12 protein-coding genes and 1 pseudogene are annotated in these 15,812 nt (G+C 72.0%); 6 read left to right on the plus strand and 7 right to left on the minus strand.

Annotated features, from left to right (window positions below; all coding sequences use genetic code 11):
• From AC08OX_RS06270 to AC08OX_RS06280, 3 genes and pseudogenes are all read left to right on the plus strand, one after another.
• Positions 1-821 (plus strand): annotated as a pseudogene (locus AC08OX_RS06270) (nitrite reductase); the annotation flags it as partial.
• A complete protein-coding gene (locus AC08OX_RS06275; protein ID WP_476606943.1) occupies positions 818-1,477 on the plus strand; it encodes a precorrin-8X methylmutase in 660 nt (219 codons plus the stop codon). The pseudogene AC08OX_RS06270 and the gene AC08OX_RS06275, both read left to right, overlap by 4 nt.
• Positions 1,477-3,057 carry a precorrin-2 C(20)-methyltransferase gene (locus AC08OX_RS06280; RefSeq protein WP_476606944.1) on the plus strand — a complete coding sequence of 527 codons (1,581 nt, stop codon included), beginning with the start codon at positions 1,477-1,479 and terminating at the stop codon, positions 3,055-3,057. Before AC08OX_RS06275 ends, AC08OX_RS06280 begins: the two co-directional genes overlap by 1 nt.
• Before the next feature lie 22 nt (positions 3,058-3,079).
• Here the strand turns inward: AC08OX_RS06280 and AC08OX_RS06285 are convergent, their stop codons facing one another.
• The 4 genes from AC08OX_RS06285 to AC08OX_RS06300 all read right to left on the minus strand — a co-directional run bounded on the left by AC08OX_RS06285 (position 3,080) and on the right by AC08OX_RS06300 (position 7,073).
• The gene (locus AC08OX_RS06285) at positions 3,080-3,886 is read right to left on the minus strand and encodes a cobalt-precorrin-6A reductase (RefSeq protein WP_476606945.1); all 807 of its coding nucleotides are present in this window, start codon (positions 3,884-3,886) and stop codon (positions 3,080-3,082) included.
• Positions 3,883-4,752, minus strand: a complete 870-nt coding sequence (gene cobM / locus AC08OX_RS06290) for a precorrin-4 C(11)-methyltransferase (protein WP_476606946.1) — start codon at positions 4,750-4,752, stop codon at positions 3,883-3,885. The genes AC08OX_RS06285 and cobM overlap by 4 nt, the downstream gene beginning before the upstream one ends.
• 249 nt (positions 4,753-5,001) lie before the next feature.
• Entirely contained in the window at positions 5,002-5,769 is a 768-nt protein-coding gene (locus AC08OX_RS06295) for a hypothetical protein (protein ID WP_476606947.1), read from the minus strand.
• Positions 5,754-7,073 carry a DUF3710 domain-containing protein gene (locus AC08OX_RS06300; RefSeq protein WP_476606948.1) on the minus strand — a complete coding sequence of 440 codons (1,320 nt, stop codon included), beginning with the start codon at positions 7,071-7,073 and terminating at the stop codon, positions 5,754-5,756. The genes AC08OX_RS06295 and AC08OX_RS06300 overlap by 16 nt, the downstream gene beginning before the upstream one ends.
• A 232-nt stretch (positions 7,074-7,305) precedes the next feature.
• On the opposite strand from AC08OX_RS06300, the gene AC08OX_RS06305 reads away from it, so the two are divergent.
• The 3 genes from AC08OX_RS06305 (at position 7,306) to AC08OX_RS06315 (ending at position 13,123) form a co-directional block, all read left to right on the plus strand.
• The gene (locus tag AC08OX_RS06305; protein WP_476606949.1) at positions 7,306-8,616 is read left to right on the plus strand and encodes a DUF5925 domain-containing protein; all 1,311 of its coding nucleotides are present in this window, start codon (positions 7,306-7,308) and stop codon (positions 8,614-8,616) included.
• Between the two features lie 427 nt (positions 8,617-9,043).
• Positions 9,044-10,651, plus strand: a complete 1,608-nt coding sequence (locus tag AC08OX_RS06310; protein WP_476606953.1) for a carboxyl transferase domain-containing protein — start codon at positions 9,044-9,046, stop codon at positions 10,649-10,651.
• Positions 10,652-10,906: 255 nt separating this feature from the next.
• Positions 10,907-13,123 (plus strand): acetyl/propionyl/methylcrotonyl-CoA carboxylase subunit alpha, encoded by a 2,217-nt coding sequence (locus AC08OX_RS06315; RefSeq protein ID WP_476606954.1) that lies wholly within the window; start codon positions 10,907-10,909, stop codon positions 13,121-13,123.
• Positions 13,124-13,265: 142 nt separating this feature from the next.
• Here AC08OX_RS06315 and AC08OX_RS06320 read toward each other — a convergent pair whose 3' ends face one another.
• The 3 genes from AC08OX_RS06320 to AC08OX_RS06330 form a co-directional block, all read right to left on the minus strand.
• Positions 13,266-13,763, minus strand: coding sequence for a hypothetical protein (locus AC08OX_RS06320; protein ID WP_476606950.1), 498 nt, complete (start codon positions 13,761-13,763; stop codon positions 13,266-13,268).
• Positions 13,764-13,894: 131 nt separating this feature from the next.
• Positions 13,895-14,221, minus strand: coding sequence for a hypothetical protein (locus tag AC08OX_RS06325; RefSeq protein WP_476606951.1), 327 nt, complete (start codon positions 14,219-14,221; stop codon positions 13,895-13,897).
• 178 nt (positions 14,222-14,399) lie between these two features.
• On the minus strand, positions 14,400-15,674 hold the full coding sequence (locus tag AC08OX_RS06330) for a transposase (protein WP_476606952.1): 1,275 nt from the start codon (positions 15,672-15,674) through the stop codon (positions 14,400-14,402).
• Positions 15,675-15,812 lie beyond the last annotated feature (138 nt).

A 15,812-nucleotide genomic window follows, 5' to 3' on the forward strand; every position in this document is an offset into this window, starting at 1 on the left:
CCTGGCGGATCGCCGAGTTGCCGGGTGGACCGGGCGGACGGGACGGCCTGCTCGCGGCTGCCGCGACCGAGGCCGGGGTCGTTGGGATCGTCCAGGCCGCTGGAATCGCTCAGGCTGCTGGGAGCGCCACCGTTCGGGCCGGCGCGTGGCCCGGTCCGCATCCGCAGCGTGATGGCCGCCGGGCGTTGACCGTGCTCGTCCCCCTGGGGCGGCTGAGCGCCGACCAGCTCGACCTGCTCGCCGCTGCCGCGGCGGCCGGTGGTGGTGACGGTGCTGGCGGAGCGGGCGATGCCGAAGACGGCGTCCTGGTTGTGACCCCGTGGCGGTCCGTCGTGCTCCGCGATCTCGACCCGGCCGAGGCTACCCGGTGGTCGAGGGCGGCTGCGGACGCGGGCCTGGTCGTCGATCCGGCATCATCCTGGGTCGGTGTGACGAGCTGTGCCGGTCGGCCGGGATGCGGCCGGGCGTTGGCGGATGTCCGCAGTGACGCGGCGGTGTCCGTGCGGATCCGAGCTGACGACCCGTCGGCGCCGACGCACCCGGCCGGGAGGCCGCGAGCCCTCCCACCCGTCCCGGTTGGCCCGGCCCTCGCGCCGGTGCACTGGTCGGGTTGCGAGCGGCGCTGCGGGCAACCGGGAGGACGGGTGGTGGAGGTTGTGGCGACCGGGTCCGGCTACCGGATCCGTCGGACGGGCCTCGGAGCCGCCGCCGTCGCATCTGTCGGAGCGGATGGCGGTGAGGCGACGGTCGTGTCGTCGAGCCCCCTCGACGGTCACCGGGACCTGGCTGCGGCCGTCAGGTCGGCGAGGAGGCTGGCATGAACGGCGTATCAGACATGAGCGGTGTGCAACGTTACGACTACGTTCGCGACGGCGCGGAGATCTACCGTCGGTCGTTCGCGACGATCCGGGCCGAGGCGCGTCTCGACCGGCTGCCCGGTGACGTTGCCCGGGTCGCGGTCCGCATGATCCACTCCTGTGGAATGGTGGATCTCGTCGACGATCTCGCTTTCACCCCCGGCGTGGTCGCGGCGGCGCGCGCGGCGTTGCTGGCCGGCGCCCCGGTGCTCTGTGACGCGCAGATGGTGGCGGCCGGTGTGACCCGCCGTCGGCTGCCCGCCGCGAACGAGATTCTCTGCCTGCTCGGTGATCCCCGGGTGCCGCAGCTCGCCGAGCGGCTGGGCACCACCCGCAGCGCCGCGGCGGTGGATCTGTGGGCGGATCGACTCGCCGGCTCCGTGGTGGCGGTCGGGAACGCTCCGACAGCGCTGTTCCGCCTGCTGGAACTCGTCGCGGCCGGAGCCGGGCGACCGGCGGCGGTGCTCGGCGTGCCCGTGGGGTTCATCGGCGCCGCGGAGTCCAAGCAGGCCCTCGTGGATGATCCGGCCCGGTTGGAGCATCTCGTCGTGCACGGTCGGCGGGGCGGCAGCGCGATGGCGGTCGCCGCGGTCAACGCGATCGCGAGCGAGGAGGATTAATGGTGCCGTCGAAGGGCCGGCTGTGGGGAGTCGGGGTTGGACCGGGGGATCCCGAGCTCGTCACCCTCAAGGCGGCCCGCCTGATCCGTGACGCCGACGTGATCGCCTACCACAGCGCCCGGCACGGCCGCAGCATCGCCCGGTCGGTCGCCGCGAGTCAGCTGCGCGGCGACCAGATCGAGGAGGCGCTGGTCTACCCGGTCACCACCGAGACGACCTCCCACCCCGGTGGCTACCGCGGCGCGATCGACGAGTTCTACGAGGACTGCGCCAAGCGGCTGGCCGTCCACCTCGACGCCGGCCGGGACGTCGTGGTCCTCAGCGAGGGTGACCCGTTCTTCTACGGCTCGTTCATCCACCTGCACCGGCGCCTCGCCGACCGGTACCCGACCGAGGTCGTGCCGGGGGTGACATCCCTGTCGGCGGGGTGCGCGGTGCTCGGCCGGCCGCTGGTCGAGGGCAACGAAGTCCTCACAGTGCTGCCGGGCACGCTGCCGCCGACGGTCCTCGCCGAGCGTATCGCTGGCACGGACACCGCCGTCGTGCTCAAGATGGGACGGACCTTCCCGGGGGTCCGGGACGCCTTCACCGCCGCGGGACGCCTCGCGGACACCTGGTACGTGGAACGGGCCACCACCTCCGGCCAGCGCATCGCCCCGCTCGGTGCGGTAGACCCGGCCACGGTGCCGTACTTCTCGCTCGCGGTACTGCCGAGCCCGGTCCGGGGGCCGGACGATCCGGCGCCGCTGCGCGCGTCGCAGGCGGACTGGGTACCAACGGCGCCCACCGTTGGTAAGGCTGGTGCCGTTGGTACCGGCGGCACGCCCGGCGCGGGGGAGGTCGTCGTGGTGGGCCTCGGACCGGGCGCTGCGGGCTGGTTGACGCCGCAGGCCGCCGAGGCGCTGGCCGCCGCCGACGACCTCATCGGCTACGGCCCCTACCTCGACCGGGTGCCGGTCGATCCACGCCAGCGCCGGCACGCCTCGGGGAACACCGTCGAGGCCGAGCGCGCTGAGCTCGCCCTCGAACTGGCGGCCGGCGGCGCGAACGTCGCCGTGGTCTCCTCCGGTGATCCCGGGGTCTTCGCGATGGCCACGGCCGTCGTCGAGGCCGCGGCGGCGGAGCGGTTCGCGGGCGTCGAGGTGCGGGTCGTGCCCGGGCTGACCGCCGCGCAGGCGGTGGCGAGCCGGGTCGGGGCGCCACTCGGCCACGACTTCTGCGTGCTGTCGCTGTCCGACCGACTCAAGCCGTGGGAGGTCATCGAGCGGCGGCTGCGGGCGGCGGCCGCGGGCGACTTCGTCCTGGCGCTGTACAACCCGGCTTCCCGTACCCGTCGCCATCAGCTGGAGCGGGCCCACGAGGTGCTGCTCGAACACCGCCCCTCGGACACGGTGGTGGTCATCGGCCGGGATGTCGGCGGTCCCACCGAGAGCATCACCGTGACGAGCCTCGGTGCGTTCGACCCGGCCGAGGTCGACATGCGCTGCCTGCTGCTCATCGGCTCGTCGACGACCCGGGTGGTGCGCCGCGGCCCCGGCCGGGACCTCGTGTTCACCCCACGTCGTTACCCGGTCACCTAGCCTCCGGTCACCGGGGCCATGGTCACCTGGGCCATGGTGGTGCGACCCAGGCCACGGCGGCGTCGATATCGTCGACCGCTGCCACCCCGGGTGGCAGCGGTGGGCGGTCGACCATGACGACCGGCAGACCGAGGTCCCGGGCGGCGGCGAGCTTCGCGGCGGTCATCGTTCCGCCACTGTTCTTGGTCACGAGGACGTCGACGCGGTGCCGGCGCAGCAGGGCGGTCTCCCCGGCGACGTCGAACGGCCCACGATCGAGGATGACGGTCAGTCGTGGCGGTACCGGGCCGGTCGGCGGCTCGACCGACCGGGCCAGGAACCAGGGTCGGTGCAGGCCGGCGAACAGGGCGAGGTCGGTTCGCCCGGTGGTCAGGAACACCCGTGGGGCTGGATCGGAATGCGGGCGCGGCCCGGGTAGGACGAACCGGTCGAGCAGGGCGACCGCGCCGGCCAGCGACGGGACCCGGCGCCAGTCGTCGCCGGGCTGCCCGCGCCAGCTCGACCGGCGCAGGACGAGCAGCGGAACGCCGGTGGCGCGCGCGGCCTGTGCGGCGTGCGTGGTCATCGTCGCGGCGAACGGGTGGGTCGCGTCGACCACCGCATCGATCCGTTCGGCCCGCAGGTAGTCGGCCAGGCCCGCCGCCCCGCCGAAGCCGCCGATCCGGATTTGGCAGGACGGTGGCAGCGCAGGCTCGCGGACTCGACCGGCCAACGAGTAGACGATCTCGATGCGTTCCGTGCCGGCGGGATCCGGGGAGCCGAGCCTGGTCGCCAGGCGGCGCGCCTCCTCGGTTCCGCCGAGCAGCAGCAGGCGGCGTGCCCCGGTCACCGAGCCCCGGGGGCGGGATCCGGGCCACACGGCGCGGCGTTTGCCGGGGAAACCGGGGAGGCCGGGGAAACCGGGGAGGCCGGGGAAACCGGGGAGGCCGGGGGAACGGACGACACGCATCCGTCCGGTCCGAAGCGTTCCCGGGAGTACAGGTAGCTGTCCCGGAAACCCTCCGCGGCCAGAGCGCGACCCACGATGATCACGGCCGTCCTGGTGAGCCCCGCGGCCCGCGCCCGACCGGCGATGTCGGCGAGCGTGCCGCGCAACACGATCTCGTCGGCCCGGCTGGCCCAGGCGACGACGGCTGCCGGGCAGTCCGTACCGTAGTTCGGCACGAGCTCGGCGACGAGCGTCTCGATACGGTGCACGGCCAGGTGCAGCACGAGGGTCGCCCCCGACCGGCCGAGGGTGGCGAGGTCCTCGCCGGGCGGCATGGGACTGGACAGCACGGCCGTGCGGGTCAGCACCACGCTCTGGGCGACGCCGGGAACCGTCAGCTCCCGGCGCAGCGACGCCGCCGCCGCGGCGAAGGCGGGGACACCCGGCGTCACGTCGTAGGCGATCCCGGCCGCGTCGAGCCGGCGCATCTGCTCGGCGACGGCGCTGTAGAGCGACGGGTCGCCGGAGTGCAGTCGGGCGACGTCGTGACCGGCGGCGTCGGCCGCGACCAGCTCCGCGACGATGTCGTCCAACGGCATCCGGGCGGTGTCGACGAGACGGGCCCCGGGCGGGCAGTGTGCCAGCAGCTCGACCGGGACGAGACTGCCGGCGTACAGGCAGACCGGGCAGGACGCGATCAGATTCCGGCCGCGGACGGTGATGAGGTCGGCGGCGCCCGGTCCGGCCCCGATGAAGTGCACGGTCACGCCGGCCCCCGCCGGTTGTCTCCGGGCAGCTGGACGTCTCCGGGCAGCTCGGCGGCGGGGGCGGCTCGGCGCATGCTGCTGGGCACAACCGGGCACGCTAGCAGGACGCCGGCGGCGGCGAGCCCCCTCGGGGACGCTCCGGCACGGGCGTCGCTGGGCGTCGCGATCCGGCTGCTCGCGCACCGACGGGAAGCCGGACATCGCCCTCCGGAACGTCAGAGAGACCGCGGCCGCCGCGCCGCCACCCCATCACCGGTTGCGGCGCGGGCCGTGGCCGCGGGCCGTGACCTGCGCCGCGGCCTCGTCCCTGCCAACGGACGTCGGCTCGGTCCGTACCGGGTCATCCGGCGACGGGTCGGGCTGCGACGGGTCACCCGGCGACGGGTCGGGCTGCGACGGGTCGGTCGGTGTGCCGTCCTCGTCGGAGCCGGCCCGCGCGACGGTGGCCGGGGTGCCGGTGCACAGCGGCGGTAGGGTGGTCAGCCTCCGAACCGTTGCGGGCCGGAAGATCCGTCGTTTCCGCCACACGAACAGTCCGGCCGCGATGGCCAGGACGCCGCGGCCGTTGATCGCGTAGAGCGCGCTCCCGCCTTCGTACTGCAGGATCGCGGCCACCAGCGCCAGCAGGCCCAGGAGAGCCGCTGGATGGCGACATTCGCGCAGCGCGTACTCCAGTCGGACGAGGACGAATCCTGCCAGAGCCGCGAGGGTCACCATCCACGGCGGACCGCCGATGGGCAGCAGCTCGCCGAGCTGGGTGGGCAGGCGGTCAAACGCGTTGGTGATCCCGTAGGTGTCGGACAGGCGCGTCTTGAGGGAACGCGACTCCAGGTCGGAATGCAGTTTGTCGGGATTGAGAAAACGCGGGACGACGATGTTGACGTCGTTCCACAGGGTTACCGGACCGATGGGCGGAGAACCGTCGCGGAGCCGTCGCAGGATTATCGACGGGTAGGAGTTCCCGTCCAGGCGGACCCCGAGGTCTCCCACCTCGCCCGGGTTTATCCCGCCTTCCATAGGATGGCACCAGGACCTGCAGGACCTCCGTCGCCCCGTGGTAGACGATGGCGGCACCGACGAACATCAGCCCGAGACCGGACACGGCGTGCCGGCCCCGACCGCGAACCACCACGACCAAGACGAGCCCCCGCAGCAGCAGACCCAGCGCTAGCGTGGCCGACACTCCGCACCTCCGCCCGTCGTGCCGGGTGCTCTCCGGGGGGAGCCCCGGTCCGGTGGTGACCGGCCCGGGCGACCCGAACCGCGCCATCCTTCCCGCATGGTGAACAGGTTTGATAAATCCGTTTACAGACGATCTCTGAACGGCCGCCGTTGCACGTCTGCTTCCGGCGTTGGGCTGAGGACCGTCGACCGGATAGCTCCGCGTGCTGCCCATGAACATCTCCGGACCGATCTCTACCAGGCCGCAGTCCAGATCTTCGTCTACTTCGTGGAGTACACCGACTCCCTACGGGCCTGAGCCGGGCCGGTGGTGGACGGGCCGGGTCACGACGCCGCGGGTGGGGGGCCTCGCGGTTGGCTCCCCGCAGCGCCAGCGTCATGATCCTGCGTTCCGGGGATTGCTCCGGAATGGCCGCGGCGGTGTCGGTTGTTCGGTCGGGACGGTCGAATCTGTCGGGACGTTCGAAGGGGATGGGCTCGCGCACCGGCATCGCCGCGTCCCCCCGGACGACGACGAGCCCGTCCAGTACCTCCTCCAGCAGCGGCGCCGCCGTCACGTCGACCGCGGCCGCACCGGTGATGACCGCACAGAGGATCCACCGCGGCCCCTCGATGCCGAAGATGCGGGCGGGCAGGCGGCCGACGGCCGTGTCGAGCGGCATGCGCAGCTCGGGGCCGTAGGGCCCGTCCTCGTCGTTCCATTCCGTGTCCTCCGGTGCCGAGAGCACCAGGTCCTCGCGGATCGACGCCCACAGGCCGCCGCTGCGCGGGGCGGCGAGGACGGACAGCTCCAGGACGGATGTCCCGTCCATCGCGGCCAGGGTGGGCATCGGCCCGGAGGCCGAGACCCGGATCCGGGTGCCGTTCACCCGCGGCACCACGAGAGCTCCGAAATCCGCTTGCGCCCGGCCGTCATCGGGCGCGTCCGCCGCGTCGAACGGACCCCGGCCCACCCGGACGCCCCCGCTCGTCGTGGCGCTGGCTCCCGTGGCACCGGTTCCCGTGGCACCGGGCTTCCTCGCGTCACCGTCGCCCTTACCGGCCCCGGTACCGGCCCCGGTGCCGGCATGGTCGTCCGGCTGCGGCTGCGGCTGCGGTGACTGTCGGCGCCGACGGTGGATGAGTCGCCCTCCTGGCATCCTGACCACCTCCCAGGCAGAAGCCTGGAGTGGCTGATGAATTACTTAGGGTAGGCGCACCGGTGGTGGGGCCGGGAGATTCCCCGGGCGGTTGGCCGGGCCGCAACGTCCTCGGATCGGCCCTGATGGAGGCACGCGACAGGTCGCGGGCGGTGTACGGCCCCCGCGATGTGCCCGAGTAAATCGCGCAACGGGATGGCCGGACGCTGAGTTGTCCGGGACCATCGGACAGGTGTCAGTTCCACATCAGAAGGCGTCGCTGCCTAAGTCCTGGATGGTCTCCGAGTCACTGAGCGGAGGGATGAAGCTCCCTTTCGTTGTCGGCCTGGACGACTCGGACACGCCCTACGACGTCGTCGACGCACTCGCCCTGGCTCCTTTCACAACCGGTGAGCAGCCCTGGGCCCGCAGTGCCCGGGTCGACCGGCTCCGGCCGGGAGCCACGCTGCTGCCGTCAGGGGCAAAGGTCCTGCGCGCGGTTGTCGAGGAGTCCCGCGATTCACGTCTCGCGGTCGGCGAGGGCTGGACGGTGCGAGCCGTGCGCTGGCGCGGCGGGGGTGGTGAGGTGACCGTCACCGCGGTGAGCGAACAGCTCGCCCGGGTGGTGATCGAGGACGTGCTCCGCTCGTCCGTCGCCGAGAGCGGTGCGGACAACGCCGTCAACATGGGTTTCTGGTATCTGTCCAGTCAGCGTGGTCCGATCCGGACCAGCCGCCGGACGGCCACCACGACGTGGGCTTCGATCCGCGCCAACTACGCCTCGGCCGCCGTGGGCCCGCTCGACCGGCTCATGGCGGTTCGCCGGGACAACGTGGTCGGCCGCCTGATCCTCCTGCATGGTCCGGCGGGAACCGGGAAGACGACCGTGCTGCGGGCCCTGGCGAACGAATGGCGATCCTGGTGCCAGGTCGACTGCGTCCTGGATCCCGAGGCGCTGTTCGCCGATCCCGCCTACCTGATGGAGGTCGCGATCGGCTTCGACGACGACGGGGACCCGGAGGGGGAGAGCGCCGACGCCCGCGGCGCCGACGGCGGGGGTACCGACAGCGGGATCGCGTGGGCCGGGGATGCGGACAGCGGCGATGCCGGGTCCGGGGATGCCGGGTCCGGGGATGCGGACAGTCATGGTGCCCAGGGCGCGGCGACCGACCGCATGGGCGAGCCACCCGCCCACCGGTGGCGGCTGCTGGTGATCGAGGACTGCGACGACCTGATCCGTGGGGACGGCCGGGGTGCGGCTGGCCAGCAGCTCTCTCGACTGCTGAACCTCACCGATGGTCTGGTCGGGCAGGGCCGCGAGGTGCTGGTCGCCCTGACCACGAACGAGGATCTGCTGCGCATGCATCCCGCGGTTGTCCGTCCCGGCCGCTGTCTCGCCCAGATCGAGGTGGGAGCCCTGCCACACACCGAGGCGGTGTCCTGGCTGGGCTCCACGGAGGGGGTCCGGTCGAGCATGACGCTGGCGGAGCTGTTCGCGCTGCGGGACGGCCGGGGCCTGCCGCGGCCCACCACCACGGACGCCCGTCACGGCATGTACCTGTGACGGCTGCGTGCCGTACTCCCGATTCGGGCCCGCCTGGCCGGGAGCGGGCCGGGTAGTCCCGCCGGCCCGACGGCGCCGCGCCCTGCGCGGTGCCGTCGGGTGGCCGGACCGTCCCGGTCGGACGCCACCGGTCAGGCATCGCTAAAGTTAGCCGCCGGGGAGCAACCGGTGTATTTCGGATCGCCGGATCCTGGTCTCGGTCTCGGTGGTGGGTGAATGTCGGTGAAGGGGTGAAGGTCCGGCAACGGGGATCGGCCGTCTGCCCGACGGTCCCCGCCGCCGTCTGCCTTGACGACAAGGTTAGCGGTCGTTAACTTGGAGGCGTTGTTTCGGGGCCCGACGTCCACCCGTGGGGGTGACTGTGAGCGCAGCACGCGCCGGAACCATCGCGGGGCGGCGGTCCGACGAGGTCCGGCGGTCCGCGGCCATGCCGGTCCTGACCAGTCGGGTCGATGCCGCGGGTGAACAGGGACGGCGCAATGCCGAGGGGCATTGGCACGCCGTGACCGATCTCCAGGAGCGGTTGGCGGTGGCGGCGGTCGGCGGGTCGGAGCAGGCGCGGTCCCGCCACGTGGCTCGCGGCAAGCTCCTGCCCCGCGACCGGGTCGACACGCTGCTCGACCGGGGGAGTCCTTTTCTGGAGCTCTCCCCGCTCGCCGCGAACGGCTTTTACGAGGATCCGGTTCCGGGGGCGGGCATCATCACCGGCATTGGCCGAATCTCGGGTCGGGAATGCATGGTGGTCGCCAACGATGCCACGGTCAAGGGTGGCACCTACTATCCGTTGACCGTGAAGAAGCATCTGCGCGCCCAGGAGGTGGCGCTACAGAATCGGCTGCCCTGCGTCTATCTGGTCGACTCTGGGGGAGCGTTTCTTCCGCTGCAGGACCAGGTCTTCCCGGACCGGGAGCATTTCGGGCGGATCTTCTTCAACCAGGCCCGGATGTCCTCGCTGGGAATCTCCCAGATCGCGGCGGTGCTCGGTTCGTGCACGGCGGGCGGCGCGTACGTTCCCGCGATGGCCGACGAGGCGGTGATAGTCAGGAATCAGGGGACGATCTTCCTCGGTGGTCCGCCGCTCGTGAAGGCCGCGACCGGCGAGGTGGTGTCGGCCGAGGATCTCGGCGGCGGGCTGCTACACTCCCGCACCTCCGGGGTGACCGATCACCTGGCCGAGGACGACGCCCATGCGCTGCGGATTGTGCGCTCCATCGTCGCGGGCCTCGCGCCGCGCGGGCCGCGGCCGTGGGAGTTGGAGCCGACCGAGGCACCGGCGGTCGACCCGGCCGGGCTGTACGCTGCGGTACCGACGGACGGGCGCATCCCCTATGACGTGCGAGAGGTGATCGCGCGCATCGTCGACGGCAGCCGTTTCGCGGAGTTCAAGAAGGAGTACGGAACGACGCTGGTCACTGGGACCGCCCGCCTCCATGGCCATCCCGTGGGGATCGTCGCGAACAACGGGGTGCTCTTCGGCGAGTCGGCGCTGAAGGGCACACATTTCATCGAGCTCTGCGATCAACGCGGTATCCCGTTGGTGTTCCTGCAGAACATCACCGGTTTCATGGTGGGTCGGGAGTACGAGGCCGGCGGCATCGCGAAGCATGGCGCGAAGATGGTTAACGCGGTTGCCTGTGCCCGGGTGCCGAAGTTCACCGTGGTGATCGGTGGTTCGTTCGGCGCGGGTAACTACTCGATGTGCGGCCGGGCATTCTCGCCCTGCTTTCTGTGGATGTGGCCGAATGCCTGCGTCTCGGTAATGGGCGGGGAGCAGGCGGCGGCGGTGCTGGCGACCGTGCGCCGGGACCAGATGGAAGCCGCGGGGGTCGCCTGGAGCGAGGCCGACGAGGTCGCCTTCCGGGCACCGATCCTGAATCGGTACGCGGAGCAGGGCAGCCCGTACTATTCGACCGCTCGGCTGTGGGACGACGGTGTCATCGATCCGGCCGACACCCGTATGGTGCTGGGCCTGGGCCTGTCGGTGGCGGCGAACGCTCCGCTGGAACCGGTGGGCTACGGCGTCTTCCGGATGTGAGGGGGACATCCTGGCGTGCGGAAACATCCGATGTGAGGAAACCAATCGTGAGGATCAAGGGTGTCCACGGCTGATCTGTCCGCCACGAATCACGCAGGCGGCGATCCCGGCATCGCGGGTTCCGCCGGTTCCGCTGGTTCCGCCGGTCACGGCGGCGGTGCCGGCCACGGTCCGGATGGCCATTCCACGCCGGTCCGGTCGGCGGGCGTCGTGCCGCCGAGGGCGCCGGGAACGTCGGGTCTGACGTTCTCGTCGGTGCTCGTCGCGAACCGGGGTGAAATCGCCGTCCGGGTGATCCGCACACTGCGCGATCTCGGTATCCGGTCCGTCGCCGTCTACTCAGACGCCGACGCCGGGGCGCGGCACGTCCGGGAGGCGGATGTCGCGGTGCGGCTGGGCCCGGCGCCCACGAAGGAGAGCTACCTCAGCATCGAGGCCGTGCTGGAGGCTGCGAGGGTGTCCGGGGCGGAGGCCGTCCATCCCGGTTATGGCTTTCTCGCCGAGAACGCGGCCTTCGTACAGGCCTGTGAGACGGCCGGAGTGCTCTTCATCGGACCGTCGCTTGCCGCGGTGCAGGTGATGGGCGACAAGATCACCGCGCGGCGGACGGTGGCCGAGGTGGGGGTGCCGGTCGTGCCGGGCCGGTCGGCGCCGGGCATGAGCGATGCCGCGATCGCCGAGGCCGCCGGTCAGATCGGCTATCCGGTGCTGCTCAAACCCTCGGCAGGGGGTGGTGGCAAGGGGATGCGCATCGTCCGCGAGCCCGCCCGGCTGCCGGAGGCGATCGCGTCGGCCCGCCGGGAGGCCGCCGCCGGCTTCGGGGATGACACCCTGTACGTGGAGCGGTTCATCACCCGTCCCCGCCACGTCGAGGTCCAGATCCTCGCCGACGAGCACGGCAGCGTGCTCCACCTGGGTGAGCGGGAGTGCAGCCTGCAACGGCGCTACCAGAAGATTGTTGAAGAGGCGCCGGCGCCGGCGCTCGACGCGCGGACCAGGGAGCGGCTCGGGGGGGCGGCGGTCGCCGTCGCCAGCGCCGTCGGCTACGTCGGAGCGGGCACGGTCGAGTTCATCCTGTCCGCCGACGCGCCGGATGAGTTCTACTTCATGGAGATGAACACCCGGCTCCAGGTCGAGCATCCGGTCACCGAGCTGGTGACGGGGGTGGACCTGGTCGCCGAGCAGATCCGGATCGCGGCCGGGGAGCCGTTGCGCTTCGGTCAGGCCGACATCCGCCTGACCGGGCACGCGGTGGAGGCGCGGATCTACGCCGAGGACCCCGGGCGGGGATTCCTGCCGACCGGCGGTAGGGTGCTGACTTTCCGGGAACCGGCCGGGCCGGCCATCCGCGTCGACGCCGGCATCGGGGCCGGGGACATCGTGAGCACCACGTACGATCCTATGCTGGCCAAGGTGATCGCCTGGGGCGCGGACCGCGCCGCCGCGATCGCCCGCCTCGACACCGCGCTCGCCGGCACGGTCCTGCTCGGGGTGACGACCAACATCGGCTTCCTGCGCTCGCTGCTCGCCCATCCGGACGTCGTCGCCGGGCGGCTCGACACCGGTCTCGTCGAACGTGATCTCGCCGCCCTCACCCCGGACGATCTGCCCGGCGAGGCGTTCCTCGGATACGCCCTGGCCAGGCTGCTGACGTTGCAACCGGCCGGTCCGGTGGTCGACCCGTGGGACATCCCCTCCGGATGGCGGCCCGGTGAGCCCGCGTGGCTGACCTGGGAGGTCGCCCTGCCCGGTGGGGCAGTACCGTCCGGCGGCCCCGACGGCGCCGAACCTGGTGGCAGCGCGCCACCCGAGATCGGGGCCGGGGTTGAGGGCGGGGATGGTAACGGCCACGGGGATGGTAACGGCCACGGGGATGGTAACGGCCACGGGGATGGTAACGGCCACGGGGATGGGGCGGAGCCGGGACGCGGGGAGCGGGCGGTGCGGACGGTGTCAACGCTGCGGGTCGCGGCGCGCGGCACCCCCGATGCGGCCCGGGTCCGGATCGCCGACGGGCCGCCGGTCGCCGCATCGGTCAGTCAGCTCGGCGACGAGCTGCTCGTCACGATCGGTGCGGTCACCACCCGGTGGGCCTACGCGTGGGAGCCCGCCGACGGGATCCTCTGGCTTGGCCGCGACGGTGGGGCGTGGGGCCTGGCCGAGGTGATTCCGGTGCCGGGCACCGGGGCCGGGCCGGTGCCCGGCGGGCAGGCGCGTAGCCCCATGCCGGGCACGGTGACCGCGGTGTTGGTCGCACCGGGGATGACCGTGGCGGACGGGCAGTCGCTGGCCGTCGTCGAGGCCATGAAGATGGAGCACACCGTCTCGGCGACGGGCGCCGGGATCGTCAAGGAAGTACTCGTCCGGCCCGGCGACCTCGTCGCCCTGGACCAGCTGCTGGTGGTGATGTCCGTGGCGGGCCCGGCCGACCCCGACCCCGAATCCGGAGCAGTCGCTCCGGCGGCCCGGTGAAATGTGGAGGGTTGAGCATGGTTTGACGCCGTCGGACCGTGCTCAATCCTCCACAACTTTCCGTTGTCCTTTCCGTTGTCCGCGGCGGCCACCCTGGGTCGGTCGCCGGAGTCAATGCAGGCCGGAAACGTCAATCCTTCTCTCAGCGCCCAGCCAGCCGCCGCAGGAGCGTCTTGCGGGCATCGGCCTTGGCCAGGTTGGACAGGTCGAGGTGGGCCGAGGAGGCCTGATCGAATGCGGCCGGCACGGCACAGGCCTCGACCAGGACGGTGAGCGAGTCTGCACGCGGACCCGGTCGGGTCATCCGCGTCCAGGGCCGCTCGCCCGGGTTGCGTCGGTCCCCGTCCGGGCGCTCCTCGTGCGGCGGATCCCTCTGCGGCAGGCCCTCGTGCGGCCGGTCCGGATGCCGGCTGTCGGGGTGATGCCGGTCGAGGAACACCGCGGCGCTGTTCGCCGCGAGCCGCCGGAAGCATCCCTGGTCCTCCGGCCGGGTGGATGTCCGTCCGAGGCAGGTCAGGGCGACGGCCAGCAGGGACAGCGGGATCTGGTCGCGCCACAGGTCGACCAGACCGGCCCGACGTGCCCAGTCCTCCGCCGCCGATCGGACCCGGTCGATGAGCAGGAACAGCCACCGCGGCACGAGGTCTCCGTCGGACCGCTGCCGGAGTCCCCCCGGCGCCCGGCCCGCCGCGGGTGGACGACAGCCTCCAGCAGGGCGCGCAGCGTGACCAGCTCTCGAAGGCTGCCACCCGCGACCTGTTGGAAGACGAATCATCGTCCATCGCCGACCGCGACCGGCTGATGGACGGGCGTGGCGAGGTGGCGCTCGGTGAACCCGAGGGCGTCGGCGATCGTCCGCCAGTGGCGCGCGAATTCGCCGGGTTGGGGTCCCGCGTCGCCTGTCGGGCCGACGTCCAGCTTCATCACGAACTGGCGCGCACCATGGCGCGGATCCTGTTCGAGGACCACCCCGACCACCCCGACCACCTCGACCACCTCGACCACCCCGACCACCGCCGACGACCGGCAGCCGGTAAGCCAACGGACCAGGCGGTAGGTGGTCTCGGTCTGGGAGCACCACTGCCGTAGCGCGGTCATGACGGGATCGTCGAGGCCCGTTCACCAGCGGCTCGTCCAACCAGAGCGGCTCGTTCAACCAGTCAGAAGACAACCATGACGCCTGGGAACGCAGGACGCGGGTGACAGACGCGTTCCGGTCGGGTGAACCGCCGCCGGGACGCCGCCGGTCGGGTTCCGGATTACCGGCTCTTCGAAGTTAAGCGGGGTTGAGGCATCTGCGGGTTCGGCGGGTGGTTGCGCAGCGTTTTCGTAGCCGCTGGTTTTCGGGGTTGCGGTAGCCGAAGGCGTTGCGGGCGTCGAGCTTGACGACCCGGTGGGCGATCACGGTGCGGGCGGGGTGGGTGCGGGCGAGTGCGAGCAGCGCGCGTAGTTCTTCCTTGGCGATCCAGGCGGTCAGGATCGTCTGGCCGGGTTCGCCGAGGTCGACGAGGGTGTTCCACAGTTTCGTCAGCTGGCGGTCGGTGAGGTTCTCGCGGTTGCGGGCCAGCAGGTTACGGATCTTCCATTCGGGGTCGGTGTCGCGGCCGCGGCGGCCCCGTAGCTGGGTGGTGACCCGGCGGCGGGCCTCTGTGACGGCGTCGTTCGCGGGTTTCACGACGTGGAAGTGGTCGACGACCAGGGTGGCGCCCGGCAGGTAGCGGCGGACCGCGGCGACGAACACCGTGCACATGTCGATCGCCACGTGGGTGATCCGGTCGCGCCAGGACGGTGTCTGGCTGGCCAGCCAGTACGCGACGTCGTCGGTGGTGCGGCCCTCGACCTGGCCGAGCATGCCCTGCCCGCCGGCCAGGTCGGTGAATCCGACATGCCACCGGTCGGCGAGCACCCGGGTCTTCGCCGGCTCGCCACCCGCCGGGTCGGGCTCGACGGTCTCGGCGGGCGCAGGGACGGCGGGCGCGCCGCCAGCAGGTTCGGGGGACGCCGGTGTGGGAACGCGGTCCGCGGGCCGCCAGCGCGGCCGGCCTCGGCGGGTCTCGTCGATCCCGAGCACGTCCACCGGCGGTGAGGCGGTGTCGGTCAACGGCGCGGCCACGTCGCGCGCCGCGTCCATGACCGTCGGCCAGGACAGCGCAAGGTGCCGCGCGCTGGCTACCACCGTCGCGCAGATCCCGTCGACCACGAGCCGGCCGGCCTGCTCGCGTAGCCGGGTCGTCAACCGTGCCTGCGCCGGCACCGCCGGCAGCGACTCGGTGAACGACCGCTTCGCGCACAGTGGTTCCTGGCAGTACCAGCGGCGTTTGACCCACACCAGTCGCAGGGGGGACGGGCCGTAGCGCAGGTCACGCGGCCGAGTGGTCACGACGCCCTTGACCCTGCGCGCGAACACCCCGCAACCCGGGCACGCCCGCGCCGTCTCGTCCGCGGTCGCAAGCCACACCTGCCGTGTCCTGCCCGCGAGCATCTCGACGCGCGACACCGTCAGACCGTCGATGTCGAGCAACCGCGTCGCGTCATTCGTATGATCGTCCAAGCCCGTAGCTCCGTGGCCTCTCGGTTGCGTCAGGAACAACCAAGATTGCCAGGGGTTGCGGGCGATTCATGTCACGACACGAGGCGTGCCACATCAGGTCACAGCACAGGGCTGCGCGAAGGTCGCGTGGTGTGACGG

It is taken from the genome of Frankia sp. CoBUL1, assembly GCF_978021245.1.

Excerpts from the sequence above, each read along its gene's own strand:
- AC08OX_RS06275 (WP_476606943.1), top strand. The coding sequence starts at position 818 with ATGAACGGCGTATCAGACATGAGCGGTGTGCAACGTTACGACTACGTT.
- AC08OX_RS06300 (WP_476606948.1), bottom strand. The coding sequence starts at position 7,073 with ATGCCAGGAGGGCGACTCATCCACCGTCGGCGCCGACAGTCACCGCAG.
- AC08OX_RS06325 (WP_476606951.1), bottom strand. The coding sequence starts at position 14,221 with ATGACCGCGCTACGGCAGTGGTGCTCCCAGACCGAGACCACCTACCGC.
- AC08OX_RS06295 (WP_476606947.1), bottom strand. The coding sequence starts at position 5,769 with ATGGAAGGCGGGATAAACCCGGGCGAGGTGGGAGACCTCGGGGTCCGC.
- AC08OX_RS06280 (WP_476606944.1), top strand. The coding sequence starts at position 1,477 with ATGGTGCCGTCGAAGGGCCGGCTGTGGGGAGTCGGGGTTGGACCGGGG.
- AC08OX_RS06310 (WP_476606953.1), top strand. The coding sequence starts at position 9,044 with ATGCCGGTCCTGACCAGTCGGGTCGATGCCGCGGGTGAACAGGGACGG.